Source organism: Burkholderia sp. AcTa6-5, assembly GCF_017815075.1.
GTDB classification, from domain to species: domain Bacteria; phylum Pseudomonadota; class Gammaproteobacteria; order Burkholderiales; family Burkholderiaceae; genus Burkholderia; species Burkholderia sola.
In genome coordinates this window covers 51,536-74,698 of the sequence record NZ_JAGIQE010000013.1, presented here as the reverse complement: position 1 = coordinate 74,698, position 23,163 = coordinate 51,536, and the positions used below count along the sequence as shown (strand labels likewise).

The window sequence follows — 23,163 nt, the reverse complement described above, 5'->3', positions numbered from 1 at the left end:
GTGCCACGCCACTGGCGTGACACGCGTCCTCCGTTACAACGCAGCGATCCGCCGGCGGAAATGTTCGGTACCGGCGACGATCTTGTCGAGCACCGCGTCGAGCGCCCAGAAGCGTTCGCGCACGTCGTAGTCGATCGCCCGGCACTTGATCGACCCGAACGTGCCGATCCGCTGGTGATACAGCTTCGCGAGCGCCGGGTAGCCCAACGCCTCCGAGACCGCCGAGACGACGAGGAACGTCGACAGTTCGTCGGCGAGCGCCGGATTCGACTCGCCTTGCGTGCGCAACCACCGGTAGAGATCGGGATGGAAGTTCGTGAACACGCCGTTGAAACCGGCGGAGCCAGCCTTCATCGCGTCCCACGCGATCGCGGCGTTCGCGTTCAGGATCTTCAGCGGCGATCCCTCGGCAAGCGCGACGCGCCGCTTCACCGTCGCGAGATCGCAGCTCACGTCCTTCAGCATCACGAACCGACCCGTGTCGATGCACGCGCGCAGTTCGTCATCCGACAGAAGCCGCCGGTAAGGCGCCGGACATTCGTACAGGCCGAGCGGGAGATCCGACGGCAGTCGCGCGAGCAACCGGTGCAGATGGTCGAGCAACGCGGCGCTGCCCTTGCGTTGCGGATCGAGCCGGTTGGTCACGAGCACGACGCCCTGCGCGCCGGATTCGGCCGCCGCGCACAGCTCGGCAGCCTGCGCGTCGAGATCGTCGCTGATGTGGCCCGACGCGACGACCGGCACGCGCCCGGCCACGCGCTCGACCACGAAGCGCGCGAGCGCCGCGCGTTCGGCCAGGCTCAGGAACTGCATCTCGCTCGATTGCGCGACCGCGAACAACGCATCCGAGCCGTGCGCCAGATACCATTCGATGAGCCGCTCGAGCCCGGCGTAGTCGATCGCGCCGGCGTCGTCGAACGGCGTCAGCATCACCGGCACGATCCCCTCGATGGTCACGTTCGATTGCTGCGGATGTTGCATCGGTTTCTCCTTCCTTCAGTGAATGCGAATGCAGGCTGCACGATCACGCCGGCAACGGTCCGGGCGCGGCGTTCGCGGCCTGTTCGGGAATCGGCTTGCGCACGAGCAGCAGATAGGCCATCGCGCCGGCGAACGCGATCGCCGCCGCGGTGAGCAGCGCGGGCACGAACGACCACTTCTGCGCGATGATGCCGGTCAGGATCGGCGCCAGCGCACCGCCGATGAAGCCGCCGAAATTCTGGATTGCGCCGAGCGACGCGATGCGGCTCGGCGGTGCGGCCGCCGTCGCGAGCGCCCACGAGCACGCCGACGCCGCGTTCGCGAGAAAGATCACGACCGAAATGCATGCGAGCGCAACCGTATTGCTCTGCACGAGCGCGGCCGGAATCGTGAACGCGACCATTCCGAGCATCGCGGCCACCACCGCGTTGCGCCGGCTCACGACCGGCGACCGGCTGCGGCGCGTGACGAAATCCGACAGCCAGCCGGCGACGAGCGAACCGACGAACCCGCACAGGAACGGCACCGATGCGGCGAATCCGGTACGAATCAGGCTCATGTGCCGCTCCATCGTCAGGTAGCCCGGCAGCCAGGTGAGGTACACCCAGTTTAGGTACACGGAGCCGAAGAAGCCGATCAGCATCCCCCAGGTCGTGCCGTGCGAGAACAGGCTGCGCCATTCGACGAAGGTCAGTTTCGGCGCGGCGGCGACGCTTTGCGCATCGGCATCGAGATAATTGCGCTCGGCGGTAGATAGTTGCGCGCGCACCGGATCGCGATACAGCGCGAACCACACGACGGCGACGACGAGACCGAGCGCCCCGGTCACGACGAACGCCCAGCGCCAATGGAACGAGGCCACGAGAACCGACAGCAGCAGCGGCGCAAGCGCGGTACCGAGCGGCGACGCGGCATTGAAAATGCCGGTCGGCGTGCCGCGCGCCCGCAGCGGAAACCAGTTGCTCACCACGCGCGCGGCCGACGGGAATTGCGGCGCCTCGCCGATGCCGAGCACGATGCGCGCGACGATGAACCACCCGAACGTGGACACGAGGCCGCCCGACGCCTGCGCGAACGACCAGACGATCAGCCCGATGCCGAGCAGCCGGCGCGGGCCGATGCGGTCGACCAGCCCGCCGACCGGAAACTGGCACAGCGCATAGCTCCATGAGAAGGCCGACAGCAGCAGCCCCATCTGCGCGAGCGACAAGCCGAGATCGCCGCGGATCGCCGAACTTGCGACGGCCAGCGTGCCGCGATCGAGATAGTTGACGATCCCGCTCGCCATCAACAGCGCGAGCGCGATGCGTTGACCGCGCCGGATCCGGGGCGGCGCGTGCGGAACAGATGGGTTGTCGTTCATGTCGATTGTCTCCATGTCACTGATAGGGGCCGGGTTCGGCCGTTCCGTCGCATGCGGAATTCAGGTGTCCGACCGTATGACCTCGTCGCGCGTCGGGATCGACGTCTGCGCGCCGTGGCGCGTGACGCCGATCGCGGCCGCCCGCTGGCCGAAGCCGATTGCGTCGTCCATCGACGCGCCGCCGGCCCGCGCGGCTGCAAACCCGCCGACGAACGTGTCGCCGGCCGCGGTCGTATCGACGGCCGCCACCGCGATCGCACGAGGATGGCCGCTGCCTGCGCTGCCGCGCCAGCAGACGCCGCGCGCGCCGAGCGTGACCAGCACGTTGCCGGCGCCCTTCGCGCACAGCGCCTCGGCGGCGCGCGCGGCCGACACGTCGTCCCCGACGGCGATGCCGGTCAGCGACTCGGCCTCGGTTTCATTGACGACGAGATAGTCGACCCGCGCCAGCAATGCATCGAAGAGCGGCTGCGCGGGCGCGGGATTGAGCAGCACCGGCGTGTGATGCGCGGCGGCGCAGGCAATCGCGCGCGCCACGGTGGCGACCGGCACTTCGAGCTGGCACACGAGCAGCGCGGCCTCGGCGATCGCGTCGCGCGCCGCGTCGATCCGGTCGGCATCGACGCACGCGTTCGCGCCCGGCACGACGACGATGCTGTTCGCACCGCCGTCGTCGACCGTGATCGTCGCGACGCCGGTCGCCGTGCCGCCGATCCGGTGCAGGTGCGTCACGTCGATGCGCTCCGCCGCCAGCGCGGCGTGCAGGCGCGCACCGAACGCGTCGTCGCCGACGCAGCCGATCATCGCGACCGACGCGCCGAGGCGCGCGGCCGCCACCGCCTGGTTCGCGCCCTTGCCGCCGTGAACGGTCTCGAACGTCGTGCCGAGCAGCGTCTCGCCCGGCACCGGCAGGCGCGGCGCGCGCGTGACGAGATCGATGTTGACGCTGCCGACGACGGCGATACGCGGTGACGGGATGCCGTTCATTGCTTGATGTAACCGCTTACATTTGCGACCGACAAAATGACCGAAAAGGCCGTCGTCTCGAAAAATTTCGCCATACGGATTGGAAAAGTGTCTGACATAATAGGGAATCAGCAGCAAGATAGCGCTTACATTCTGGCAGGCTCGATCGAGAATGCAAGCGGGCCATCATGAATCGAGGGTAAACAATGACGCCAATGACGCCAATGACGCTTCTGACGGCACACGGCAGCGGCACGGTTGCCACGTGCGGAGGCAACCGATGAGCACGCCCCGCGCACGCCGCGGCAGCGGCCGCTCGGTGCTCGGCGACGTCGCGAAACTGGCCGGCGTGTCGACCGCGACCGTCTCGCGCGTGTACAACGATCCCGGCAAGGTGTCGGCCGACGTGCAGCAGCGCGTGCGCGACGCGGCGCTCGCACTGAACTGGATCCCGAATGCGGCCGGCCGCGCGCTCGCGTCCACGCGCACCCACATCACGGGCGCGATCATTCCGACCCTCGACGACCAGGTGTTCGCGTCGCAGGTCGCCGGCATGCAGACGGTCATGGCCGAGCACGGCATCACGCTGTTCCTCGGCTGCTCGAACTACGACCCCGCGCAGGCGCTCGCGCAGGTGCGCGCGATGCTGTCGCGCGGCGTGGAAGCAGTGTCGCTGGTCGGCGAGGCGTATCCGGCGGAACTGTTCGAACTCCTTGCGATGCATCGCGTGCCGTACGTCGTCACGTATGCGTACCGCGACGACAGCCCGCACTGCTGCATCGGCTTCGACAACCGCGCGGCGTTCGCGCGGCTCACCACGCACCTGCTCGATCTCGGTCATCGCGATTTCGCGATCATCATGCAGCCGTCGACAGACAACGACCGCGTGCAGGCCCGGCTGCGCGGCATTCACGACACGCTGGCCGCGCACGGGCTCGCGGTGCGCCCCGTGCATCAGCACGAAGGCGCGGCCACGATCGCGTTCGGGCGCGCGAGCCTGCGCGCGATCGCCAGCAGCGACGCGGCGACGCGGCCGACCGCCGTGATCTGCGGCAACGACGCGCTCGCGCTAGGCGCGCTGCTCGAAGCGCAGGCGCTCGGCATCGACGTGCCCGCGCAGTTGTCGATCACCGGGTTCGACGACATCGCGCTCGCGCGCGAGATCCAGCCGCCGCTGACGACGATGTGGGTCGACACCGACGCGATCGGGCGTCAAGCTGCGCATGCGTTGCTCGACGCGCTCGAAAACGGCGCCACGGGGTCCGGCCATGCGGTCCAGCCCGAGTTGCGCATACGGGAATCCGCCGCGGCGCCGGCGCCGGCGCAGACGCGCACGGCGCGCAAGAGCAAGACATAGCGGGGCAGCACCCGCTTACTGCATCACGTCGATCGGCAGCGTCTTGTCGAGATTGTCATGCCACGCGCGGATCGTCTTCGGCACCGTTTTCTTCCACGCGGGCACGTTCGAGTAGTAACGCATCCGGACGTTGTTCTTCGCATCGAACACGAGCAGCCCGATCCACAGATCGGTGCCGCGGTGCATCACGATCGCCGCGTTCGTCGTCGCAATGCCGCGCACCCAGTACGACGTCACGTGTGCGTTGAGGCCGTCGAGGTCCTTCTGGTCGGCGCTGTAGTTGACCATGTCGACGAGGGTCTGATAGTCGGCGCCGAGCAGCTTGTGCGCGGTCGCGTTCTGCTGCGCATTGGCCAGCACGTTCAGGCTCACGAGATCCGCCGGCGGCTTCGCCTGCGCGTGCGACGCCGTTACATAGTCGCCCGTATAGACGACGCCCGAGCCGGCGCCGCACTCGCCATCTCCACCGTGCTGCTGGACATGCACGCGGGCGCCCTTGCGGCTGAAATCGAGCTGGCATTGATCGTGCCGAAACGTGCCGCTGTCACCGCGCAATTCGATATCGCCGTCGAGCCCGCCGGTATTCGCGCCGTTGTTGGCGCCCAACTCGAAATGAAGACGCGGCGCGGTACCGGTGAAGGTCAGCACGCCGCCGAACGATGGGTTATCACTGTCGAGATACCACGTCTGCTGCCAGCGATCGGCCGCCAGCGGCGTACCGTTCAGGCTCGCGAGCCGTTCGCGGTAGCGGTCGCCCAGGCATGACGCATCGCTGCCGCACTGGTCGCGCTGCTTGAGCCACTTCAATTGCGCGGCCTTCAGCGCGGCCGTATCGCCGCCCTTCGCGAGCGCCTTCTTCCACGCCGTCGACAGATCGCCGTCGAGCTTCGACAACGCAGTGTCCGCACAGATCGTTTTCTCGGTCGGCGACGCGGCCTTCGCGCAGTCGAAGCCGGCCGCATGCGCGACGGGCGGCAGCCACATCAGCAGCACGGCGGCCGCGACGGATGACAGGTACGTGCTCCGCTTGCCGCTTGCGCCACGTGCAGCGCGCTCGCGCGCATTCGATTGGTTCTGGGTTCTCATCGGCTTGATCGTCGCTGGGTCGCGCATCCGTAGAAGCTACGTGCACGCGACATTCGAGGTAAAAACGCCCGGCCCGGCATGCGACGCATGGCGCCGCCCGGCGAAGCGTAACCCGAATGCGCGACGCCGATCAATCGACGTTCGATGTTGTCGCAACCAATGTCGGCGACCCTGCCGCAGTGCAACGCACGATACCGTCGCGCAACGCAGTTTCCGTCACGCGACCGATGATCCCGACGCACACGATCACGCGATCGCCGTCACGCGTGGCGGGCCCGCCGTCTTCCATCGACGAGAACCGGATGCGCCGCAACCTGCCACACACGTCTGGCAATCGCACCGGCTGCATCGGCCACGCACATGACGCCTTTCGCGCGCAGGACGAGACGAGCCGACAATGACGTCACCCGTCGAACGGCACCAACTCATAACTCGTGCTCCGCCCGCCGGACGCCGAGCGCCGCAACATGCGCTGCTGGACGAGTTCCGTGATGTCGCGCAGCGCCGTGTCTTGCGAGCATTTCGCGAGAGCGGCCCACTTGGTGGTCGTCAGCTTCCCTTCGAAGCCGTCGAGCAGGCGATTCATGACCTTGACCTGGCGTTCGTTCAGCGCGACGCCCGCGCATCGCTGCCAGAAGCGCGCCTTGATCAGCACCGCATCGAGCGTCGTGTGCGCATGATCGATGGCCCGACCCAGCGTATCCAGAAACCACGCGAGCCACTCGGTGACGTCGAGCGAGCCGCGCTGCGTGCGCTCCAGCACGTCGTAATACGCGTTGCGCTCGCGCTGGATCTGCGCGGACAGGCTGTAGAAACGCTGCGGGCTTCGATCCGCGCGCGCCAGCACCAGATCGCCGAGCGCGCGCGCGATACGACCGTTGCCGTCGTCGAACGGGTGGAGCGTGACGAACCACAGATGGGCGAGCCCGGCCCGGATCAGCAACGGCTCGGCCGGCGGCGCGTTGAGCCACGCGAGAAAGCGCTCGATCTCGTGCGTCAGGCGTACGGCCGGCGGCGCCTCGAAATGCACGCGCTGCCGGCCGATCGGCCCGGAGACCACCTGCATCGGCTCGCTCGCATCCGTGCGCCATTCGCCGACCGTGATCCGCGACAGCCCCGAATAGCCGGTCGGAAACAGCGCGGCATGCCACCCGAACAGCCGCGCTTCGGTGACCGGTGCGGCCGAATGGGTCGTCGCATCCAGCACCATGTCGACGACGCCTTCGACGTGGCGATCGACCGGCGCCAGCGCGCCGATGTCGACCCCGAGCCGGCGCGCGATCGACGACCGGACCGATGCGACATTCAGGTTCTCGCCCTCGATCGCGCTGGTCTTGACGACGTCCTCCGTCAGCGCGGCCAGGCTCGCCTCGTCGCGCAATGTCAGGCCGACATCCGCCAGTCGGCCGACCAGCATGCCTTGCGCACGGCTGACGTCGGCGAGCGGCGCGGCGAGGCCCGGAAGGTCGAAGCGCCATGCCGGCCAGTCGGCCGATTCCCAGATGAAGGTGTAATCTCCGCTCATGATGCGGAGATTATCCACCCATTCGCCGCACCACTCAATAATCTCCGCAAATTCTGCAGAGATTACGCGCCCCATTCACTGCACGCGGCCGGCTACCGTACCCGGCCCGCCGCGCTCGCCTCCGCCCCGGCCGGCTCCCCGAGCCGTTCCGCGAGAAACCCGATGAACGTGCGCAGCGTGACGAACCCTTCCCGGTGCTGCGGAAACACCGCATTGAGCGTGATCGGCGGCGGCACGTACGCGTCGAGCACCGGTACGAGCGCGCCGCTGTCGAGCGCCGCGCCGACGATGAAGTGCGGCAGCAGCGCGATGCCGAGCCCCGCGATCGCGGCGTCGCGCACCACTTCGCCGTTGTTCGCGACGAGCGGCCCCTGCACGTCGAACGTGCGCGCCGCGCCGTCGACGCGGAACTCCCAGCCGACCCGCCGCTCGCGCCCGTACAGCACGCACGTGTGGCCGGCGAGATCGGCCGGCGTCTGCGGCGTGCCGTGCCGCTTCAGGTAAGCGGGGCTCGCGCACGCGATCATCCGCCACGCGCCGAGCGGACGCGCGATCAGCGTCGAATCCTCGAGCGAGCCGATCCGCAGCACGAGGTCGAAACCCTCGCCGATCAGGTCGACACGCCGGTCGGTCAGGTCGAGGTTCAGCCGCACGGCCGGGTGCGCGGACAGGAATTCGGCGATCAGCGGCGACACGTGCGTGATCCCGAACGACAGCGGCGCGCTGATCTTCAGCGAACCATGCAGCTCGGTGCTGCGCACCGACATCGCCTGCTCGGCGTCGGCGATCTCCGCGAGGATCCGCTGCGCGCGCGCATAAAACTCCTGCCCCGATTCGGTCACCGCGAGATTGCGGGTATTGCGATGCAGCAGCCGCACGCCGAGCGACGCCTCCAGCGCCATCGTGCGCCGGCTGACGAACTGCTTGGACAGCATCAGCTGATCGGCCGCCGCCGTGAAACTGCCTGCGTCGACGGTCGCGACGAAGATCCTCAGGTCGTTGAGTTCCATATTGTCCACTCCAGAGCGACAGTCATTATCTCTGCAGCGATTTATTTGTCAAATCGATTGACCTAAGATTCATCTCAACGAACAGCCGAGCCCACTTCCGAGGTCCGGCGACTTCAAGGACAAAAAATCATGATCGATATCCGTGCAGCAAACCAACGTGGCCGTGCGGAGCATGGCTGGCTCAGCTCCCGTCATACGTTTTCGTTCGCGAATTACTACGATCCGAAGCAAGTCGGCTTCTCCGACTTGCTCGTGATCAACGACGACCGCGTCGCCCCGGGCCGCGGCTTCGGCACGCACCCGCACCGCGACATGGAAATCCTGTCGTACGTGCTCGACGGCGCGCTGGAACACAAGGACTCGATGGGCACCGGTTCGGTGATCGTGCCGGGCGACGTGCAACTGATGAGCGCCGGCACGGGCGTGCGCCACAGCGAGTTCAACCACTCGCCGGACACGCCGGTCCACTTCCTGCAGATCTGGGTCGGGCCGGCCGAAAAGGGCGCCGAGCCGCGCTATCAGCAGACGAATGTCGCGGCCGACGACAAGCGCGGCAAGCTCGCCCTCGTCGTGTCGCCGAACGGCGATGCCGGTTCGCTGAAGATCCGGCAGGACACCCGGATTTACGCGGGCCTGTTCGACGGCGACGAAAGCACTACGCTCGAACTTGATCCGAGCCGCTTTGCCTACGTGCACGTGGCGCGCGGCAGCGTGACGGTCAACGGCGTGACGCTCGGCGAAGGCGACGGCGCACGCATCCGCGGCGAACAGGCGCTGACGATCGCCGACGGCAAGGACGCCGAGGTGCTGGTGTTCGATCTGCGTCCGGTCGAAGTGACGGCCGAATGGGCGTGATGCCCGTTCGGGAAACCGGGCCCCGCTGACCGCGGGGCCCTTTTAATCGGAGATTCGCAACATGGCCAAGGTTCTCGTTCTGTACTACTCGTCCTACGGGCACGTCGAAACGATGGCGCAGCACATCGTTGAGGGTGCGAAATCGGTGCCCGGCGTCGAGGTCACGCTCAAACGCGTGCCGGAAACGATCCCCGTCGACCAGGCCCGCGCGATCGGCGTGAAGGTCGACCAGGCCGCGCCGGTCGCCACGGTGGACGAACTCGCCGACTACGATGCGATCATCTTCGGCACGCCGACCCGCTTCGGCAACATGGCCGGCCAGATGCGCACGTTCCTCGACCAGACCGGCGGCCTATGGATGAAAGGCGCGCTCGTCGGCAAGATCGGCAGCGTGTTCGCGTCGACCGGCACGCAGCACGGCGGCCAGGAAACGACGATCACGTCGTTCCACACGACGCTGCTGCATCACGGGATGGTGATCGTGGGCGTGCCGTATGCGTGCAGCGGCCTCGTCAACATGAACGAAATCACCGGTGGCACGCCGTACGGCGCGACCACGCTCGCGGGCGCGGACGGCAGCCGCCAGCCGAGCGCGAACGAACTCGACATCGCGCGCTACCAGGGCAAGCACGTGGCGGAACTCGCGAGCAAGCTCGCGTCGTAACGCGGCGGGCTCGCGGGCCCGCCGTCCTGCTGTCCCGCCCTTCCGCAGATGAACGAACGGCGCCGGTTCGACCGGCGCCGTTCGTGCTGTGCCACGCGTTCGACCGTTACTGGCCCGAAGCCGGCGCGGCCGGCGCCGCGTTCGTCGCGGGCGCCTTCTGCACGGCATTCTGCGGATAGTTACTCTGATCGCCGGTCAACCGGTAGCCGCTGCCGGTGCCGATCGCCTTCAGGTCCGACGCGTGCCGCGCGCGGGCCGCCTTGCGCGCCGCCTTCTTCTGCGCCTTGGCGAGCTGCTTCTGCGTCGGCGCGGACGCCGCCGCGTCCTGCGCGTATGCCGCCGGCGCGGCGGTCAACGACAGACCGAACGACGCCGCTACTGCTACTGCCACCGAAACCACGCGAGACTGCTTCATGGCCGATCTCCTTGTCGATTGTTGAGTGTGGGTCGGACACCGGCGTGCACGCGATGGCTTGCGACAACGGCGCCGATGCAACGTTAGCCGATCGGCGCGCAAATGTCCGTGTGCGTTCCTGAATTGTCCTGATAACGTCAACGATACATGCGCGCCGGGTGCGCCGCCCTTTCGGCGTGCCGTCCGCGCCATCGGGGAAACCGATACCCGGGGCGGGCGCGGGCCGACGCTCAGATCCAGCGCGACAGCACCGGCAGCAGGACCGGTACGGCGAATGCCGTCAGCACGCCGTTCAGCCCCATGCCGAGCCCGGCGAACGCGCCGGCTTCCTCGCTGACCTGGAACGCGCGCGCGGTGCCGATCCCGTGCGACGCGACGCCGAGCGCGAAGCCGCGCACGGCCGGCTCGTCGATCCGCAGCAGATTGAGGATGCCGCGCGCGCACACCGCGCCGAAGATCCCGGTCGAGATCACGAGCACGGCGGTGAGCGACGGAATGCCGCCGATCTCGGCGGCGACGGCCATCGCGATCGGCGTCGTCGCCGATTTCGGCGCGAGCGACGCGATCGTCTGGTGCGACGCCCCGAACAGCGCGGCGATGCCGACCGCCGACACGATCGCCGTCAGCGAACCCGCGAGCAGGCCGACGAGCAGCGGCAGCGCGCTGCGCCGCAGCTTCGACCACTGGCGGTACAGCGGCAGCGCGAGCGCGACGGTCGCGGGGCCGAGCAGGAAATGGACGAACTGCGCACCTTCGAAATACGTCGGATACGGCGTATGCGTGAGCGTCAGCAGCACGACGATCATCGCGACCGCGATCAGCACCGGATTCGCGAGCGGATTGAAACGCGCCCGCGCATAGACGGCCTGCGCGAACAGATACGCGACCAGCGTGATGGTCAGGCCGAGCAGCGGGCTCGCGGCGAGATAGACCCAGATCGCGCCAAGCTTCGGGAACGCCGTCATTGCGCACCCTCCGCGGTGCCGCCCGCGCGGCGCTGGCGCCGCAGCAACGCGCGCGTGACGAGCGCCGTCACCGCGATCGCGAGCGTGGTGCTGACGGCCAGCGCGACGACGACCGCGGCCGCGTCGCCGCGCACGCGGTCGGCCGACACCATGATGCCGACGCCGGCCGGCACGAACAGCAGCGACAGGTGACGCAGCAGCTCGAGCGCGGTCGGCTCGATCGCATCGGCCGCCTGCGGGCGCAGCATCACGAAGCCGAACAGCAGCAGCATGCCGATCACGGGGCCCGGCACCGGCAAGCCGAACAGATAAGACACGCCTTCCCCGAGACACTGGAAGATCAGCAAGACCGCGAACGCCTGCAACATGAACCGCTTCTCCCGAACGTGGCCGCGCTGCCGTGCAAGCGCGGCCGATGAGCCGGCGGCTGGCGACGCCGGCGTGAACGATACGCGCGATCGTACCAACAATGCCGGCGGCCGGGCGCGATTGGGTGATCGACACGCTGCCGGGCATGAACGAAACGCCCGCACGCAAAAACGGCGGGCAACGTGCCCGCCGTCCTGTCGTTCAAGTTCGAATGGCCGTCGACCGCGTTACTTCAGCCGCGTCGCGATTTCATTGGCCATCGCCTTCGTCGCGGCCTTCGTCGGCGCATCGTCGGCCAGCGCGTTCAGCAGGCCGAAGTCATGGATCGTGCCGTCGTAGCGCGTGGTCGTCGCGTCCACGCCGGCCGCGTCGAGCTTGCGGCCGTACGCTTCGCCTTCGTCACGCAACACGTCGAACTGCGCGACCTGGATCAGCGCGGGCGGCAGCCCCTTCAACTGCGCGACGCTCGCGCGCAGCGGCGATGCGTAGATCTCGTTGCGTTGCGCTTCGTTCTTCGTATAGGCGTCCCAGAACCACTTCATCAGCGGCCGCGTCAGGAAGTGGCCTTGCTGATACGCGTTGTACGAACCCGTGTTGAAATTGTGGTCCGTGACCGGCCACATCAGCCCCTGGAAGCGGATCGCGGGGCCGCCCTTGTCCTTCGCCATCAGCGCGACGACGGCCGACATGTTCCCACCGACGCTGTTGCCGACCACCGCGAGGCGGCTGCCGTCGACGCCGATCTCCGCGCCGTGCGCGGCCACCCACTTCGTCGCCGCATACGCCTGGTTGATCGCGACCGGATAACGCGCTTCCGGCGACGGCGTGTAGTTCACGAATACCGCGACGGCGCCCGACTGCACGACGAGATCGCGCACGAGGCGCTCGTGCGTCGGGAAATCGCCGAGCACCCAGCCGCCGCCGTGGATGAACACGAATACCGGCAGCGTGCCCGTCACGCCTTGCGGGCGCACGATCGTGACCGGCACCGACAGGCCGTCCTGTTCGATCGTGCGGTTCGACACGTCGATGCCGGACAGATCGACCTTCACGCCGTTCTGCGCGTCGACCAGCACCTGGCGCGCCTTCGCGGGGCTCAACGTTTCGAGGCCCGGGCCCTTCTGGCCGTTCAGCGCGGCGAGGAACGCGCTCGTCTTCGCGTCGGGACCGACGGCATCGGCGCCGGCGGCGAACGCGGCAGGCGCGGTGGACAGGGCGGCTGCAACGGCGGCGGCGATCAGCAGCGGCTTGACGATCTTCATGGTGCGACTCCTTGGTCGAATCTTCGAATGGCGATGAATGGTTGGCAGTGCGACTTATTGGACGAGCGTGAGCGTGACGTCGATGTTGCCGCGCGTCGCGTTCGAGTACGGGCAGACGACGTGCGCGCGGTCGATCAGCGTTTGCGCGATGTCGCGATCGAGGCCCGGCAACGAGATCTTCAGCTCGACTTCGATGCCGAAGCCGTTCGGGATCGCGCCGATGCCGACGCTGCCTTCGATCGCCGCGTCCGCGGGGATCGCGATCTTGTCGCGCGCCGCGACGAACTTCATCGCGCCGATGAAGCACGCGCTGTAGCCGGCGGCGAACAGTTGTTCGGGGTTCGCGCCCGCACCGCCCGCGCCGCCGAGCTCGCGCGGCGTGGTCAGCTTCAGGTCGAGGCCGCTTTCGGGCACCGTCGCACGGCCGTCGCGGCCGCCGGTGGCTTTTGCATGGGCGCGGTACAGCACTTTTTCGATCGACATGACAGACTCCTTTTCAGCAAGTGAATGAAACACCCTTCGAACCGGGGACGGCGTGCCGGCGGATTCCGCACCGGCGTCGCATTTGTTTATCTACTCATAGATAGACAAACATCCCCAAAAAATGCAGCCGAATGATCCCGCCTGCGCCAGATTATCTATCTACTACATGATAGACAACGAGATTCAATAAAAAGGCGGCGAACCGCCTCCCTGCTTGCGCCGTCCGTCAGGACCGCGTTTTCCAGACGGACTCGACGTCCTCGAGACGCGCCCGCGTGTGAAACAACCGGCTGGCCAGCACGCTGCCCTGGAACGCCGCATACAACGTGCGCGCCGCGGTTTCCGGCTCGCCGCTGAACTGCAGCGTGCCTTCCTTCGCGCCTTGCGCGAGCAATTCCGCAAGCCAGCTTTCGTTGGCCTTGAAGAACGCCTGCACGGCCTGCCGCACGTTCTCCGGCAAGGTTTCGATGTCGGACGCGAGCATCCCGCACAGACAGATCAAATTGCCGTCGCCGAGCGTGCGGCCGAACATCTTCGTGTACAGGCTCAGCTTCACGTCGGCCGGCAACGCCGGATCGATCGCCTGCACGGCCGCGAGGACTTCGTCGCTGTAGGCCGCCACCGCTTCCAGCACGAGATCGTCTTTCAACGGGAAGTAGTAGTGGATGCTCGACGTCTTCACGCCAACCAGGTCGGACAGGTCTCGATAGCTGAAGCCGTTGTAACCGCGCTGCATCATCAACGTGATCGCGTGGTCGAGAATCTGTTCGCGGACGGTCGGTTTCGTTTCCATGGATCGAACTTTATCTACTCATAGATAGAGAGTCAAGCGGTTTTTTCGGGACGCGTGCGATGAGCCTTCCCGCGAGCCCGGTGCGCAAGTCCGGCGCCATTCGCACGGCCGGCGCGGCTTACAACCGGCCTGCAGCACGATCGAATCGATGCGACACTTGAAACTTGGCCGGGCGCTGCGCGACGTCCATCGCCCGGACGGATGGGCCGGCACACGATGACCGCCTCGCATCCGGCCCGGTATCATCGGCCCGCCCGCCGCGTCGGGCCGTATAAGGAGAACAAGTCGATGTATTCGTGGTTTGAACGGCGCCTGCCGACTTTCCCGCTCGAAGATCCCGTCACGCCGCCGAAGGGATTCTTCTCGTTCGTCTGGGCGTGCACGAAAGGCGCGCGCGGCTGGATCCTGCTGATCGCATTGACGTCGGCCGCGCTGGCCGCGTACGAAGCCGCGTTGTTCGCGATGATGGGGCACGTGGTCGACTGGCTGTCGTCGTCGACGCCGGCCGGATTCGGCGGCCGCCACTTCGGCACGCTCGCCGGTTTCGCGGCGATTCTCGTCGGCAGCGCGCTGCTGATCGCACTGCATACGATGGTCAAGCACCAGGTACTCGCGATCAACTTTCCGATGCGGCTGCGCTGGCTGTTTCACCGGCTGATGCTCGACCAGAGCCTGTCGTTCTACGCGAACGAGTTCGCGGGCCGCGTGACGACCAAGATCATGCAGACGGCGCTCGCGGTGCGCGACGCGCTGTTCATGTCGGTCGACGTCGTGATCGGCGTCACCGCGTACCTGATCGGCATCCTCGTGCTCGCCGCGAGCTTCGACTGGCGGCTGATGATACCGCTCGCGCTGTGGGCGCTCGGCTACGGCGCGGCATGCGCGTATTTCGTGCCGCGCCTCGGCGCGGTCGGCAGCCGGCAGGCCGACGCGCGCGCGCTGATGACGGGCCGCATCACCGACGCGTATTCGAACATCACGACCGTGAAGCTGTTCTCGCATACGCGGCGGGAAGCCGACCACGCGCGCCACGCGATGGAGGCGTTCAAGGCGACCGGCGACGCGCAGATGCGGCTCGTCAGCGCGTTCGAGATCGTCAACCACCTGCTGTCGACGCTGCTGCTGGTCGGCTCGGCCGGGCTCGCGCTGTCTCTGTGGATGCACGGCGAGGCGAGCGCGGGCGTCGTCGCGGCCGTGATCGCGATGGCGCTGCGCCTGTCGAGCTACTCGCACTGGATCATGTGGGAAATGACGGAACTGTTCGAGAACGTCGGCACGATCCAGGACGGCATCAACACGCTGACGAAGGTGCGCAGCGTGGTCGACGCGCCCGATGCGAAGCCGCTTACGGTGCAGCGCGGCGAGATCGTGTTCGACAACGTGCAGTTCGCGCACGAGGACAACGATCGCGCGGTATTCGACGGGCTGAACCTGACGATCCGGCCGGGCGAGCGGATCGGCTTGATCGGCCGCTCGGGCGCCGGCAAATCGACGCTCGTGAACCTGCTGCTGCGCTTCTACGACGTGGGCGGCGGCGCGATCCGGATCGACGGACAGGACATCGCGCACGTCACGCAGGACAGCCTGCGCGCCGCGATCGGGATGGTCACGCAGGATACGTCGCTGCTGCACCGGACGATGCGCGAAAACCTGCTGTACGGCCGCCCCGACGCGACCGAGCGCGAGATGCAGGACGCGGCCGTGCGCGCGGAAGCGGCCGAGTTCATCGACCGGCTGCGCGACCGCCACGGCCGCAGCGGCTACGACGTCGAAGTCGGCGAGCGCGGCGTGAAGCTGTCGGGCGGCCAGCGCCAGCGCGTCGCGATCGCGCGCGTGATGCTCAAGGATGCGCCGATCCTCGTGCTCGACGAAGCGACCAGCGCGCTCGATTCCGAGGTCGAAGTCGCGATCCAGCGCAGCCTCGACACGCTGATGAGCGGCAAGACGGTGATCGCGATCGCGCACCGGCTGTCGACGATCGCCGCGATGGACCGGCTGATCGTGCTCGACGAAGGGCGCATCGTCGAGGAAGGCACGCACCAGCAGTTGCTGCAGGCGGGCGGCATCTACGCGGCGCTGTGGGCGCACCAGAGCGGCGGGTTCCTCGGCGAGACGGCGGACGCGGAAAGCGTGGCGGAGTAGGGACTGCCTGTGACGATGCACGAGCGATCCGCATGCCGCGCGTCAATCCGTTGCGCGCGCATCCATCGCCGCGTCGCCTCATAACGATCCGACAATTTATTGGTTCCCTCGACGATACGCCGTCCGTATCGTTCACCGATTCGTCAGGCCAATCGACCAACGGGGGAATCCAACCATGAAACAGATCCGGTCATTCGCGCTGCTCGCCCTGCCGGCCACGCTCTTCGCCGCTGGCGCCCACGCACAAAGCAGCGTCACGCTGTATGGGATCGCCGACGCGGGCATCGCGTACGTCCACAACGCGCAAAACGCGAACGGCAGCAACGCGTCGAGCCTCGTGAAGTTCAGCAGCGGCAACCTGTCGGGCAGCCGCTGGGGGCTGCGCGGCATCGAGGATCTCGGCAGCGGCCTGTCCGCGCTGTTCCAGCTCGAGAACGGCTTCAACATCGGCACCGGCGCGCTCGGCCAGGGCCAGCGCGAATTCGGCCGCAAGGCCGTCGTCGGCCTCGCAAGCAGCACGTACGGCACCGTGACGCTCGGCCGCCAGTACGATCCGGTCGTCGATCTCGTGCAGGGCCTCACGCAGGACAACTACTTCGGCGGCGTGTTCGCGACGCCGGGCGATCTCGACAACTACGACAACAGCCTGCGCGTCAGCAACTCGGTGAAATACACGAGCCCGCTGATCGCCGGCTTCCAGTTCGCGGCGCTGTACGGCTTCGGCGGCGTCGCCGGCGCGACCGGCAGCGGCCGCACGTACAGCTTCGGCGCGAGCTACGCGAACGGCCCGCTGTCGCTCGGCGCCGGCTTCTTCTACGCGAACGGCGGCACGACGGTCGCGAACGGCGTGCGCACGTGGTCGAGCAGCTCGGACACGCTCTTCAACACCGTGATCAACCAGGGCTTCTCGAGTGCGAAGTCGATCCAGATCGTGCGCGTGGCCGGCCAGTACGTGGCCGGGCCGGCGACCTTCGGCCTCGCGTATTCGAACACGCAGTACGGCGCGGACACGCTGTCGGCATTCAGCCAGAACGCGAAGTTCAACAACGGCTCGGCGTTCTTCAACTGGCAGTTCTCGCCGGCGCTGCGCGCGGGCGTCGGCTACAACTACACGTCGCTGACGGGCCCGGCTTCCGCGCACTACAACCAGGTCAACCTCGGCGCGGATTACGCGCTGTCGAAGCGCACCGACCTGTATGCGCTGTTCGGCTATCAGAAAGCGAGCGGCAACACGCTCAACGCGAGCGGGGCGACCGTGAAAGCGGCCGCGTCGGTCGGCTCGTACGGCGTGAACTCGGGCACCGATACGCAGGAACTCGCGATCGTCGGCATCCGCCACAAGTTCTGATCGTCGCGTCGCACGACGATCGTTCCGACAGGCGCGCACCGCCGTGCGCGCCATACCGCAACGCAGCAGGTTCGAAGCCATTACGCCGATTCGCGTCGGGCCGCATAGTAGACCGCGGCTGCCGTGATCCCGAAGACCAGATGAGCGATCAGCGTGATCGCGCCGCGAACCGGGATGAACCACGGAAAGATCGCCGTGAACCCGTACAGGTTCACGCCGTACAGGAGCAGCCCGAACGCGCCGCCCGCGAACAGCGCGGCCACGCACGACAGACTGCGGACCAGCCGTGCCAGCACGGCCGCATAGACGAGCGAAAGCATCGCATGCACGAGCGTCGCCACGCCCATCACCAGCGGATCGAAGCCGCCGGACGGCCCGAGCACGCTTCGCCCCATCACGATCGCGGTCGTGAGGCGCGCGTCGCGGAACAGATTCTGGATGGCGTCATCGCCGGCGATTGCCCAGAGCAGCAATTCGATGACGGTCGATCCGACCGCCGCGCCAACCGCTGCCCAGAGAATCGACACCACACGCGCTTGCTTCAATGCTCGTCCTCATGGCGGCCCGATCGATGCATCAAGCGAACCGCCGTGCAAACCGGCGTACTACGCCCCTTCGCAGTCCGACCAGTACGCAAACGGGTCGCGATGTTTCGGATAGTGCTCGTCCAGCCATTTCAACAGCGTCGCGCGGGCATTGTCCATGTCGGCCTTCAACGACGACGTCGTCAGTTCGTGCACTTCGACGGACTTTTCCCGATCGATCACGAAGCAGTTCCAGTCGGGGCCGTCGAGATCCGGATCGTCGGATGCCTTCGACGACTTGCTCCAGCCGAAACGCTTGCGCGCATCGATGTAGTAGCGCGGATGCACCTTCAGATACGACATCTCGCCACCCTGCAGGCTGCTCTCGGCGCGCAGCACGTCGCGTTCGTCGACGATCTGCGTGACTTCCGGCAGCCGGCGCGAGCGCCATCCGGCCGGCAGCGTCGCCACCGCGCGGACGCTGTCGTACGCACCCCACTCGAGGCCCCACGCTTCGGCCATGCGCTTCATGAACGCGTCGGCGCTCGGATAACCGCGCAGCTGGATGCGGGTCGACAGCGTGACTTCCACCCCGCCGCGACCGCCGGATGCGCTCGACACCTCGTCGTCCGTTGCGAACGGATTGCCCGGACGCGGCGATTCGCGCTTCGCGTCCGTGGGCGCCAGGCCGGAAAAAAGTTGATCCAGCGCCGCACGCGCTTTCGACGATTTGTCTGGTCTATTCATCGGTTCCCTTTTGTGCAAATTTGAACCCGTACTGTCATGGTTGGTGATTGCCCTGCCGTCGGGCAAAGGCTCGATTCCGCTTCACTGCGGCGATCTCGCCGTATTCCGCGGCTGCATTGTAACGATTCGGCGGCCGCGGCCGAGCGAACGTGACAGGCGGCCCGCCATACGCGTGACGTGCGTGCCGAAGCGGTCGCCTGCGCGAACCGCCGGGTGCGCGCTACCGCAGCGCCTTCACCATCCGCTCCATCAACGCGAGCACCTCCGGCCGACTCTCGCCCTTCGCATGCACGAAGTGATAGCTGAGCAGCGAATCGACCTCGTGGCGGCTCACGCGCACGAGCGCACTGCGCTGCAGATACGCATCCGCAAGCGGCGTTCGCGCAAGCGCCACGCCCAGCCCCGCTTCGGCCGCCGCGAGCACGAGGTTGTAATCCTCGAACCGGCGATCCTGCGCACGCGGCTTGAACGGAATGCCGAGCGCGTCGAACCACGTGCGCCAGCCGGTCACGTCGGAATCGTGCAGCAACGGCATGTCGAGCAGCGCGGCGTCGCCCGTTGCGCGGCGCATCCTGGCCAGTTGCGCGGCGAGCCGCGGATGGGCGACCGGATACAGCCGTTCCGGCATGAACGGCCGGGTGTCGAGCCGACGCCAGTTGCCGCGCCCGTACCGGATCGACAGATCCGCTTCACCGCCGGCGATATCCACGTTGCGCAGCTCGATACCGAGCTCGATGCGCAACGCGGGCGCTTCACGCTCGAGCATCTGCTGCCGCTCCAGCAGCCACAGCTGCGCGAACGCGGGCACCACGCTCATCCGGACCAGCCGCGGCGTGCGCGGCGAGCGCCACTGATCGGCCGCGCTGTCGATGATCGCAAACGCCTGCTCGATCCGGCCGACGAAGCGCTGCCCGTCCGGCGTCAGGCGCACGCCGCGCGCATGCCGTTCGAACAGCGCCATCCCGAGCCAGTTTTCCACGGCGGCCACCCGTCGGCTGATCGCGCCGTGCGTGACGCCGGAGACGTCGGCGGCCGCGAGAAACGAACCTTCGCGCGCTACCGTGCAGACCGTCTCGAGGCTCGCGAGCGGCGGCCGCGGGGCCGGCATCGGCGCGGCGGCCACCGGGCGCACCGGCGCCGGACCGTCGGCCCGCCGTGCCCCCGAGCTGTGAGCCATATTCATATCCGGGTGTTGATCTGTGCGCTAGCTTAGCATCTCGCGACGCCGCACCATGGCTTCATGAATACACTTTCGTCACCGACGTCGCGCGGCGCGCGACAACCGCTCATCGCGGCAGCGGCGGTCGCGTTCACGATCGTCTCGTGGGCGTCCGCGTTCCCGTTCATCCGGATCGGCCTGCACGGCCTCGCGCCGCTGCAGCTCGCGGCCGCGCGCTTCGCGACCGCCGCGTTGCTCGTGATCGCGTGGCTCGCATGGCGACGGCCGCCGCTGCCGACGAAAGCCGACGCGTGGCGCTTTCTCGCGTGCGGCCTGCTCGGCATCGCACTCTACAACGCGCTGCTCAATACCGGCGAACAGACCGTGTCGGCCGGCGCGGCGAGCTTCATCGTGAACACGCTGCCGATCTTCACCGCGTTGCTGGCCGCCGTGTTTCTGCGCGAGCGCTTCAATCGCTGGGGCTGGCTCGGGTCGCTGATCAGCCTGGCCGGCATCGCGGTGATCGCACAAGGGCAGCCCGGCGGCCTCGTGCTCGGCTCGGGGAGCACGCTGATCCTCGGCGCGGCGCTGTGTTCGGCCAGCTATTTCGTGTTGCAGCGGCGGCTGATTCCCGTGTACGGCGCGCTGCCGTGCACCGCGTACACGCTGCTGGCCGGCGCGGTGCTGCTCGCGCCGTGGCTGCCCGGCGCGCTCGTGTCGCTCGGCGGCGGGTCGCGCGACACGGCGTGGGCCGTCGTCGTACTCGGCGTCTTTCCCGCCGCGCTCGGTTACGCGACCTGGACCTTCGCGCTCGGCTACTTCGGCGCGGCGCGCGCGGCCAGCTTTCTCTATTTGACGCCGGCGGTCGCGACGCTGCTGTCGGTGGTGCTGACGGGCGAGCGGCCCGGCATCGCGACGGCGTGCGGCGGCCTGCTGGCGATCGCGGGGGTGGTCGTCGTCGCGTTGCGCGGGCGGTCGTAGCGTGACGTGCAGCGAATTGCGTGGCCGCCGCGACGATCCGAATGTAGAAGCGACGCCGGCCCCAAAAACGCCCCGGGCTTTGTCGATCCGGATGCGCGGTTCGGCCCGTGCAATCGGCACCCATTCGCGGGCGCCACCGAACTTGACCGTTAGTTGCATTGCGGCGGCAATCACGCTGGACGAAGCGCGACCATGAAACCGGCTACGCGATGCGCAACCGACCAAACTGTGCAGACAAATCGACCGAACAGTTCCGGATTGACCGCCCATCAGTGTCCATGGCTTCGCCGTGGCGACCGGTCGAATAATGGATGCAGCCGTAAGGCCCACGACAGCGAACCGCAATCCGCGGGCCGCCGCGGCGCGCCGCAGCACACGGAAGCGGGTTCCGATATATTCATACGAATTGCATGGCGTCAGGCGCTCGCTCCCTCGGCCGGGCGGCAGGTCACCCGGCCCGACGCCATGCAAGCGACGCCCATGACGGGTAGCGAAAACCGTCCGATCGCCCCGGCCCCTGGCCGGCCGGTCGAGACGTCAATAGAAAGACATTCAATTCGGAGATGGCAGATGGAACGAAGCACTGTCGGCATGCGCTGCAAACCCCTGATCACCGTTGCACTGGCTGCCGCCGCGTTCGCGGCCGCGTCGAGCGCGATGGCCGACCAGGTCGTGAAGATCGGCAGCGTCGAACCGACGACGGGTGGCATTTCGCACCTCGGCAAGGACAATGAAAACGGCGCGCGCCTCGCGGTCGAGGAAATCAATGCGAAGGGCCTGACGATCGGCGGCAAGAAGATCACGCTGCAGCTCGACGCGCAGGACGACGCGGCCGATCCGCGCCAGGCGACGCAGGTGGCGCAGAAGCTCGTCGACGACAAGGTCGTCGCCGTCATCGGCCACCTGAACTCGGGCACGTCGATTCCGGCGTCGAAGATCTACAGCGACGCGGGCATCGTGCAGATCTCGCCGTCGGCCACGAACCCGACCTACACGCAGCAGGGCTTCAAGACGACCTACCGCGTGGTCGCGACCGATGCGCAGCAGGGGCCGGCGCTCGCGAGCTATGCGCAGGCGAAGGGCGTGAAGAGCGTCGCGGTGATCGACGATTCGACCGCGTACGGCCAAGGCCTCGCGAACGAGTTCGAGAAGAAGGCGAAGGCGCTCGGCCTGAAGGTGCTGTCGCACGACGCGACCAACGACAAGGCGGTCGACTTCCGCGCGATCCTGACGAAGATCAAGGGCGAGAACCCCGACGCGATCATGTACGGCGGCATGGACGCGACCGGCGGCCCGCTCGCGAAGCAGGCGAAACAGCTCGGCCTGCGCGCGAAGATCCTGTCCGGCGACGGCGTGTGCACCGACTCGCTGGCCCAGCTGGCCGGCCCGGCGGCCGACAACGTGCTGTGCTCGCAGGCAGGCGCTGCGCTCGAGAAGATGCCGGGCGGCGCGGACTTCCTCGCGAAGTACCAGAAGCGTTTCAACCAGGGCATCAAGTTCGATGCGCCGTTCGCGTATGACGCGGTCTACATCGCGGTCGACGCGATGAAGCGCGCGAACTCCACCGACCCGGCGAAGATCCTCGCGGCGATGCCGGCGACGAAATACGACGGCGTGATCGGCACGACGACGTTCGACGCGAAGGGCGACCTGACGCACGGGATCATCTCGATCTACGGCTACAAGAGCGGCAAGAAGACCTTCCTCGACCAGGTGAAGATGTAACCCGACGCGGCGCCGGCACGACGGGAACGCCACTCGTCGGCGCCGGCGCCGCGCGGGCCGAATGCTGATTCACGGAGACGAAGCATCATGTGTGCAATGGCGTATGCGGAATTCCAACAGGAGTTGAAGAAGGCGCAGTTGACGGCGCGCGAGTTCGCCCGGCTGATCCGGATGAACGAAAGTTCGATCACCAACTATTCGAGCAAGGGCACCGTCCCTTCCCACCTCGCGGTCATCGCGAAACTGATCGGCACGCTGGCCGCGCACGAAATCGACTTCCGGCGCGTGATCCGGCAAATGCGGATCGAGCCGAAACGGCCGCGCGGCGTCGGCGTGTTTCCCGCGGCCGAAAAACCGCGGGCGCGGAAAGCGGCGAAAGCCGACGCCTGACCCGCGCCGGCGAAGGTCGACAGCGGCACGGGGACGGCCGCTCGACACGCGAT

Annotated in this window: 24 protein-coding genes; 9 read left to right on the top strand and 15 right to left on the bottom strand. The window is 67.4% G+C overall.

All coding sequences use genetic code 11. From position 1 onward, the window contains the following. Positions 1-33: 33 nt before the first annotated feature. The 3 genes from J8I33_RS18675 to rbsK are packed head-to-tail and all read right to left on the bottom strand — an operon-like array spanning position 34 to position 3,331. Positions 34-981, bottom strand: coding sequence for a dihydrodipicolinate synthase family protein (locus tag J8I33_RS18675; protein WP_209938561.1), 948 nt, complete (start codon positions 979-981; stop codon positions 34-36). Positions 982-1,024: 43 nt separating this feature from the next. After that, complete coding sequence (locus J8I33_RS18670) at positions 1,025-2,344, bottom strand: MFS transporter (protein ID WP_050015698.1); 1,320 nt, start codon at positions 2,342-2,344, stop codon at positions 1,025-1,027. Positions 2,345-2,404: 60 nt separating this feature from the next. After that, positions 2,405-3,331, bottom strand: a complete 927-nt coding sequence (gene rbsK / locus J8I33_RS18665; RefSeq protein WP_209938559.1) for a ribokinase — start codon at positions 3,329-3,331, stop codon at positions 2,405-2,407. A gap of 259 nt (positions 3,332-3,590) precedes the next feature. On the opposite strand from rbsK, the gene J8I33_RS18660 reads away from it, so the two are divergent. After that, positions 3,591-4,667: a LacI family DNA-binding transcriptional regulator gene (locus tag J8I33_RS18660; RefSeq protein ID WP_209938555.1), complete on the top strand. Its 1,077-nt coding sequence runs from the start codon at positions 3,591-3,593 to the stop codon at positions 4,665-4,667. Between the two features lie 15 nt (positions 4,668-4,682). Here the strand turns inward: J8I33_RS18660 and J8I33_RS18655 are convergent, their stop codons facing one another. Further along, a complete protein-coding gene (locus tag J8I33_RS18655; protein ID WP_209938548.1) occupies positions 4,683-5,753 on the bottom strand; it encodes a lysozyme inhibitor LprI family protein in 1,071 nt (356 codons plus the stop codon). A 116-nt stretch (positions 5,754-5,869) separates the two neighbouring features. Here J8I33_RS18655 and J8I33_RS18650 point away from each other — a divergent pair, with 116 nt between their 5' ends. Next, positions 5,870-6,154, top strand: a complete 285-nt coding sequence (locus J8I33_RS18650) for a hypothetical protein (protein WP_209924182.1) — start codon at positions 5,870-5,872, stop codon at positions 6,152-6,154. Between the two features lie 2 nt (positions 6,155-6,156). Here the strand turns inward: J8I33_RS18650 and J8I33_RS18645 are convergent, their stop codons facing one another. Both J8I33_RS18645 and J8I33_RS18640 read right to left on the bottom strand, forming a co-directional pair. Further along, a complete protein-coding gene (locus tag J8I33_RS18645; RefSeq protein ID WP_209938545.1) occupies positions 6,157-7,278 on the bottom strand; it encodes a Fic family protein in 1,122 nt (373 codons plus the stop codon). A 92-nt stretch (positions 7,279-7,370) separates the two neighbouring features. Next, positions 7,371-8,288 (bottom strand): LysR family transcriptional regulator, encoded by a 918-nt coding sequence (locus J8I33_RS18640; protein ID WP_089490136.1) that lies wholly within the window; start codon positions 8,286-8,288, stop codon positions 7,371-7,373. Positions 8,289-8,417: 129 nt separating this feature from the next. Between J8I33_RS18640 and J8I33_RS18635 the strand changes: the two genes are divergently transcribed. Together J8I33_RS18635 and wrbA are read left to right on the top strand one after the other, a co-directional pair. Further along, positions 8,418-9,143: a pirin family protein gene (locus tag J8I33_RS18635; RefSeq protein WP_050015583.1), complete on the top strand. Its 726-nt coding sequence runs from the start codon at positions 8,418-8,420 to the stop codon at positions 9,141-9,143. A gap of 61 nt (positions 9,144-9,204) precedes the next feature. Next, positions 9,205-9,807, top strand: coding sequence for an NAD(P)H:quinone oxidoreductase (wrbA, locus tag J8I33_RS18630; RefSeq protein ID WP_012337108.1), 603 nt, complete (start codon positions 9,205-9,207; stop codon positions 9,805-9,807). Positions 9,808-9,913: 106 nt separating this feature from the next. On the opposite strand, the gene J8I33_RS18625 is transcribed toward wrbA, so the two are convergent. From J8I33_RS18625 to J8I33_RS18600, 6 genes are all read right to left on the bottom strand, one after another. Next, entirely contained in the window at positions 9,914-10,222 is a 309-nt protein-coding gene (locus J8I33_RS18625; RefSeq protein WP_050015587.1) for a hypothetical protein, read from the bottom strand. 230 nt (positions 10,223-10,452) lie between these two features. Then, positions 10,453-11,187 (bottom strand): LrgB family protein, encoded by a 735-nt coding sequence (locus J8I33_RS18620; RefSeq protein ID WP_209938543.1) that lies wholly within the window; start codon positions 11,185-11,187, stop codon positions 10,453-10,455. Next, positions 11,184-11,555 carry a CidA/LrgA family protein gene (locus J8I33_RS18615; RefSeq protein WP_089490138.1) on the bottom strand — a complete coding sequence of 124 codons (372 nt, stop codon included), beginning with the start codon at positions 11,553-11,555 and terminating at the stop codon, positions 11,184-11,186. Before J8I33_RS18615 ends, J8I33_RS18620 begins: the two co-directional genes overlap by 4 nt. A 228-nt stretch (positions 11,556-11,783) precedes the next feature. Then, the gene (locus tag J8I33_RS18610) at positions 11,784-12,818 is read right to left on the bottom strand and encodes an alpha/beta hydrolase (protein WP_124555149.1); all 1,035 of its coding nucleotides are present in this window, start codon (positions 12,816-12,818) and stop codon (positions 11,784-11,786) included. 54 nt (positions 12,819-12,872) lie between these two features. Next, on the bottom strand, positions 12,873-13,301 hold the full coding sequence (locus tag J8I33_RS18605; RefSeq protein WP_050015594.1) for an organic hydroperoxide resistance protein: 429 nt from the start codon (positions 13,299-13,301) through the stop codon (positions 12,873-12,875). 226 nt (positions 13,302-13,527) lie between these two features. Further along, the gene (locus J8I33_RS18600; RefSeq protein WP_209924180.1) at positions 13,528-14,094 is read right to left on the bottom strand and encodes a TetR/AcrR family transcriptional regulator; all 567 of its coding nucleotides are present in this window, start codon (positions 14,092-14,094) and stop codon (positions 13,528-13,530) included. Positions 14,095-14,382: 288 nt separating this feature from the next. Between J8I33_RS18600 and J8I33_RS18595 the strand changes: the two genes are divergently transcribed. Beyond that, complete coding sequence (locus J8I33_RS18595) at positions 14,383-16,236, top strand: ABC transporter ATP-binding protein (RefSeq protein ID WP_209924179.1); 1,854 nt, start codon at positions 14,383-14,385, stop codon at positions 16,234-16,236. A 175-nt stretch (positions 16,237-16,411) separates the two neighbouring features. Continuing rightward, positions 16,412-17,584: a porin gene (locus J8I33_RS18590; RefSeq protein WP_209924178.1), complete on the top strand. Its 1,173-nt coding sequence runs from the start codon at positions 16,412-16,414 to the stop codon at positions 17,582-17,584. Between the two features lie 80 nt (positions 17,585-17,664). Here the strand turns inward: J8I33_RS18590 and J8I33_RS18585 are convergent, their stop codons facing one another. The 3 genes from J8I33_RS18585 to J8I33_RS18575 all read right to left on the bottom strand — a co-directional run bounded on the left by J8I33_RS18585 (position 17,665) and on the right by J8I33_RS18575 (position 20,038). Continuing rightward, complete coding sequence (locus J8I33_RS18585; protein ID WP_209938541.1) at positions 17,665-18,129, bottom strand: sodium:proline symporter; 465 nt, start codon at positions 18,127-18,129, stop codon at positions 17,665-17,667. A gap of 60 nt (positions 18,130-18,189) precedes the next feature. Beyond that, positions 18,190-18,855 carry a hypothetical protein gene (locus J8I33_RS18580; RefSeq protein WP_050015628.1) on the bottom strand — a complete coding sequence of 222 codons (666 nt, stop codon included), beginning with the start codon at positions 18,853-18,855 and terminating at the stop codon, positions 18,190-18,192. A 220-nt stretch (positions 18,856-19,075) separates the two neighbouring features. Then, a complete protein-coding gene (locus tag J8I33_RS18575; protein WP_050015630.1) occupies positions 19,076-20,038 on the bottom strand; it encodes a LysR substrate-binding domain-containing protein in 963 nt (320 codons plus the stop codon). Positions 20,039-20,095: 57 nt separating this feature from the next. Here J8I33_RS18575 and J8I33_RS18570 point away from each other — a divergent pair, with 57 nt between their 5' ends. From J8I33_RS18570 to J8I33_RS18560, 3 genes are all read left to right on the top strand, one after another. After that, positions 20,096-20,995, top strand: a complete 900-nt coding sequence (locus J8I33_RS18570; RefSeq protein ID WP_124555163.1) for an EamA family transporter — start codon at positions 20,096-20,098, stop codon at positions 20,993-20,995. A 570-nt stretch (positions 20,996-21,565) separates the two neighbouring features. Continuing rightward, positions 21,566-22,720, top strand: a complete 1,155-nt coding sequence (locus J8I33_RS18565) for a branched-chain amino acid ABC transporter substrate-binding protein (RefSeq protein ID WP_050015633.1) — start codon at positions 21,566-21,568, stop codon at positions 22,718-22,720. An 87-nt stretch (positions 22,721-22,807) separates the two neighbouring features. Beyond that, entirely contained in the window at positions 22,808-23,110 is a 303-nt protein-coding gene (locus J8I33_RS18560; RefSeq protein WP_050015635.1) for a hypothetical protein, read from the top strand. The last annotated feature ends 53 nt before the right edge of the window (positions 23,111-23,163 follow it).

Coding starts and splice junctions, on each gene's coding strand:
- J8I33_RS18675 (WP_209938561.1), bottom strand. CDS start 981: ATGCAACATCCGCAGCAATCGAACGTGACCATCGAGGGGATCGTGCCG.
- J8I33_RS18670 (WP_050015698.1), bottom strand. CDS start 2,344: ATGAACGACAACCCATCTGTTCCGCACGCGCCGCCCCGGATCCGGCGC.
- rbsK (WP_209938559.1), bottom strand. CDS start 3,331: ATGAACGGCATCCCGTCACCGCGTATCGCCGTCGTCGGCAGCGTCAAC.
- J8I33_RS18660 (WP_209938555.1), top strand. CDS start 3,591: ATGAGCACGCCCCGCGCACGCCGCGGCAGCGGCCGCTCGGTGCTCGGC.
- J8I33_RS18655 (WP_209938548.1), bottom strand. CDS start 5,753: ATGAGAACCCAGAACCAATCGAATGCGCGCGAGCGCGCTGCACGTGGC.
- J8I33_RS18650 (WP_209924182.1), top strand. CDS start 5,870: ATGCGCGACGCCGATCAATCGACGTTCGATGTTGTCGCAACCAATGTC.
- J8I33_RS18645 (WP_209938545.1), bottom strand. CDS start 7,278: ATGAGCGGAGATTACACCTTCATCTGGGAATCGGCCGACTGGCCGGCA.
- J8I33_RS18640 (WP_089490136.1), bottom strand. CDS start 8,288: ATGGAACTCAACGACCTGAGGATCTTCGTCGCGACCGTCGACGCAGGC.
- J8I33_RS18635 (WP_050015583.1), top strand. CDS start 8,418: ATGATCGATATCCGTGCAGCAAACCAACGTGGCCGTGCGGAGCATGGC.
- wrbA (WP_012337108.1), top strand. CDS start 9,205: ATGGCCAAGGTTCTCGTTCTGTACTACTCGTCCTACGGGCACGTCGAA.
- J8I33_RS18625 (WP_050015587.1), bottom strand. CDS start 10,222: ATGAAGCAGTCTCGCGTGGTTTCGGTGGCAGTAGCAGTAGCGGCGTCG.
- J8I33_RS18620 (WP_209938543.1), bottom strand. CDS start 11,187: ATGACGGCGTTCCCGAAGCTTGGCGCGATCTGGGTCTATCTCGCCGCG.
- J8I33_RS18615 (WP_089490138.1), bottom strand. CDS start 11,555: ATGTTGCAGGCGTTCGCGGTCTTGCTGATCTTCCAGTGTCTCGGGGAA.
- J8I33_RS18610 (WP_124555149.1), bottom strand. CDS start 12,818: ATGAAGATCGTCAAGCCGCTGCTGATCGCCGCCGCCGTTGCAGCCGCC.
- J8I33_RS18605 (WP_050015594.1), bottom strand. CDS start 13,301: ATGTCGATCGAAAAAGTGCTGTACCGCGCCCATGCAAAAGCCACCGGC.
- J8I33_RS18600 (WP_209924180.1), bottom strand. CDS start 14,094: ATGGAAACGAAACCGACCGTCCGCGAACAGATTCTCGACCACGCGATC.
- J8I33_RS18595 (WP_209924179.1), top strand. CDS start 14,383: ATGTATTCGTGGTTTGAACGGCGCCTGCCGACTTTCCCGCTCGAAGAT.
- J8I33_RS18590 (WP_209924178.1), top strand. CDS start 16,412: ATGAAACAGATCCGGTCATTCGCGCTGCTCGCCCTGCCGGCCACGCTC.
- J8I33_RS18580 (WP_050015628.1), bottom strand. CDS start 18,855: ATGAATAGACCAGACAAATCGTCGAAAGCGCGTGCGGCGCTGGATCAA.
- J8I33_RS18575 (WP_050015630.1), bottom strand. CDS start 20,038: ATGAATATGGCTCACAGCTCGGGGGCACGGCGGGCCGACGGTCCGGCG.
- J8I33_RS18570 (WP_124555163.1), top strand. CDS start 20,096: ATGAATACACTTTCGTCACCGACGTCGCGCGGCGCGCGACAACCGCTC.
- J8I33_RS18565 (WP_050015633.1), top strand. CDS start 21,566: ATGGAACGAAGCACTGTCGGCATGCGCTGCAAACCCCTGATCACCGTT.
- J8I33_RS18560 (WP_050015635.1), top strand. CDS start 22,808: ATGTGTGCAATGGCGTATGCGGAATTCCAACAGGAGTTGAAGAAGGCG.